Annotated in this window: 3 protein-coding genes and 1 pseudogene; all 4 read left to right on the plus strand. The window is 65.0% G+C overall.

Features of this window, described 5'->3' with window-relative positions; translation table 11 throughout:
- Positions 1-385: pseudogene (locus tag I8N66_RS36800) on the plus strand (xanthine dehydrogenase family protein subunit M); the annotation flags it as partial.
- On the plus strand, positions 382-864 hold the full coding sequence (locus tag I8N66_RS36805; RefSeq protein WP_113541404.1) for a (2Fe-2S)-binding protein: 483 nt from the start codon (positions 382-384) through the stop codon (positions 862-864). The pseudogene I8N66_RS36800 and the gene I8N66_RS36805, both read left to right, overlap by 4 nt.
- Positions 861-3,167, plus strand: a complete 2,307-nt coding sequence (locus I8N66_RS36810) for a xanthine dehydrogenase family protein molybdopterin-binding subunit (protein ID WP_291165419.1) — start codon at positions 861-863, stop codon at positions 3,165-3,167. The genes I8N66_RS36805 and I8N66_RS36810 overlap by 4 nt, the downstream gene beginning before the upstream one ends.
- A 2-nt stretch (positions 3,168-3,169) precedes the next feature.
- A partial coding sequence (locus I8N66_RS36815; RefSeq protein WP_291165421.1) for a GTP-binding protein occupies positions 3,170-3,260 on the plus strand: 91 nt, incomplete at its 3' end.

Here is a 3,260-nt window from a genome sequence, read left to right on the forward strand (position 1 = left end):
GCCCTCGGGCGAGATCGCCCCCGGCATCACCGTGCCGCCGGCAGGCGGCACGACCGGCAAGGCCTATATCAAGCATGGCCGCCGAAAGGCGATGGAGCTGTCCACCGTCGGCGTCGCCGTCAGCCTGGTGATGGACGATGGCATCTGCAGCGACATCCGCATCGCGCTCGGTGCGGTCGGTGCGACCGTGCTGCGCGCGCCGCAAGCCGAAGCCATGCTGCGCGGCACGCCGCTCGACGCGGGAACGGTTAGGGACGCCGCGAACAGGGCGATGGAGGAATGCACGCCGATCAGCAACGTGCGCGCCAGCGCCGACTACCGCCGCGACATGGTCGGCGTGCTGACCGGCCGCGCCATCAAACAGGCATTGGAGACGTTCGCATGAAACGGATCGTGGAATTCACCGTGAACGGCGAGGCGCGGGAGATGGCGGTCGACAGCTGCCGCTCGCTGCTCGATGCGCTGCGCGACGATGTCGGCCTCACCGGCACCAAGAAGGGTTGCGATGTCGGCGACTGCGGCGCCTGTACGGTGCTGATCGACGGCGAGCCGGTCAACGCCTGCCTGGTGCTTGCCGTGGAGGCCGAAGGCCGCTTCGTCGAGACCGTCGAGGGGTTGCAGCCGGGCGTCGATACGCTCCATCCGCTGCAGGATGCGTTCATGCGGCACGGCGCCTCGCAATGCGGCTTCTGCACGCCCGGCATCCTGATGATGGCCAAGAAGCTGCTCGACGACAATCCGCGCCCGACCGACGAGGACATCCGCTTCGGGCTCTCCGGCAACATCTGCCGCTGCACCGGCTACACCAAGATATTCGACGCGATCAGATCCGCCGCGCGCGAGATGGAGGCAGCAAGATCATGAACATGGCCACCCCCATAGAACAACGCGAGTTCAAGATCGTCGGCAAGAGCGTCAAGCGCGACGACGTGCTTGAGAAGGTGACGGGCGAGGCGCAGTATACCGGCGACATCAAGCTGCCCGGCATGCTGCACGGCAAGATCAAGCGCGCGGCGATCGCCCATGCGCGCATCAAGTCGATCGACGTCAGCAAGGCCCTCGCCTATCCGGGCGTCAAGGCCGTGCTGACCCACGAGACGGTGCCGCGCGTGCTGCACTATGGCTCGCCGCATCCGCGCTCGGCTTCCTGCACCAAGGACCAGTACATCCTCGATGACAAGGTGCGGTTCTGGGGCGAGGGTGTCGCCGCCGTCGCTGCGATCAGCGAGGAGATCGCCGACGAGGCGCTTGACCTGATCGAGGTCGAATATGAAGCTTTGCCGGCCGTCTTCGAACCGGAGGACGCCGTCCAGCCCGGAGCGCCGCTGATCCACGAGGTCGGGCCCGGCGGCAACCTGGTGCTCGACCCGGTGCGCGTCAACCGCGGCGACATCGACAAAGGTTTTGCCGAGGCGGACTTCGTGCTCGAGGGCACCTTTGCCGGCGGGCGGCCGCATCCGGCCTACATGGAGCCTAACGTCTGCGTCGCCGACTGGGACGGCTCCAACAAGCTGACCTTCTGGACCTCGACCCAGACCTCTTTCATGGTGCGCGGTATTCTGGCCGAAGTGCTCGGCCTGCCGCTCACCAGGGTGCGCGTGCTCGTCGACCATATGGGCGGCGGTTTCGGCGCCAAGCAGGACCTCTTCCAGCACGAGTTTCTCTGCGCACTTTTGGCCAAAGAAACCCGCCGGCCGGTGAAGATGGAATTCACCCGCCATGAGACCTTCGTCGCCGGCCGTTCGCGTCACCCTTGCAAGATCTGGCTGAAGCAGGGCTTCAAGAACGACGGCACGCTCGTCGCGCGCGACATGAAGCTGGTCTACGATTCGGGCGCCTACGGCTCCCACGGTCCGGGCGTGACCATCGTCGGCACCACCGCCGCCACCTCGCTCTATCGCTGCGAGAACGTGCGGCTGGAGGGCCGCTGCGTCTACACCAACACCCCGATCAACGGCGCCTTCCGCGGCTACGGCGTGGTGCAGAGTTACTACGCGCTCGACATCCAGATGGACGAAGCCGCCGAACGGCTCGGCATGGATCCGGCCGAACTGAAGCTGAAGAACGTGGTGCGAGCCGGCGACATCGCGCCATCAGGCCACCCGATCATCGGCCACGGGCTTGAAATCTGCCTCAAGCACGGCATCGACGTGCTCGACTGGAAGGCGCTTTGGAACCGCGACCGGACGCCGGATCCGAAGCGCCCGCATATCCGCAAGGGCTGGGGCATCGGCTGTGAGATGCACGGCTCGTCTGCCTATCCCGGCATCAAGGAGCAGGGCAATGCGACGGTCAAGGTCAACGAGGACGGCACGGTGACGTTGCTGACGGGGGCTGCCGGGCTTGGCACCGGCGCCCATACGGCGCTGGCCCAGATCGTTGCCGAAGAACTCGGGGTCCGCTTCGAGGACGTCGGCGTCATCCATGGCGATACGGATGTGGTTCCTTGGGATATCGGCGCGTTCGCCAGCCACACGACCTATCTGGTCGGCACGGCCGCCAAGATGGCTGCCGGCAAGGTGCGCTCAGCCGTTCTCGCAAGGGCAGCGATGAAACTGCAGGTCCCGCCTGACGAGATCGACCTTTCTGAAGGCAGGGTCTTCCTCATTGCCGAGCCAGATCGCTCTATGACGGTGTCGGAGGCCATGGGGCCTTCGCGGGGCATTCCTGCCGTCAACATCGTCGCCAACGGCACCTACGAGCCGACGAAATCCTACTCCTTCGCCGCGCATTTCACCGAGGTAGACGTCGACACCGAAACGGGTATCGTCGAGGTCAAACGTGTGGTGCCGGTGCATGACGTCGGTCGGGTCATCCATCCGATTGCGGCGCAAGGCCAGATCGAGGGTGGGATCCAGCAGGGCATCGGCCACACGCTGACCGAGGACTATGTCATCGACAAGAAAACTGGGCGCTCGCTGAATGCGGGCCTGGTCGACTACAAGATGCCGCTTTCCATGGACATGCCCGACATCGACACGATCATCCTTGAGGCAGCGCCCGACCCGGGCGGCCCCTGGGGAGCCAAGGGTGTGGGCGAAGATCCGATCATCGCCATTGGCCCTTCCATCGCCAACGCCATCCACGACGCCATCGGCGTTCGCTTCCACCACTATCCGATCACGCCGGAAGACATCCTGAAAGCCTTGAGGGAGAAGGGCGCATGAATATGCATATCGAGCCTGCGAACCAGCAGAAACTCCCGATCACGATCCTCACCGGGTTCCTGGGGTCGGGAAAGACGACGCTGCTCAACTACA

Origin of the sequence: Ensifer sp. SSB1, from assembly GCF_016652895.1 — a bacterium.
GTDB lineage: Bacteria > Pseudomonadota > Alphaproteobacteria > Rhizobiales > Rhizobiaceae > Ensifer.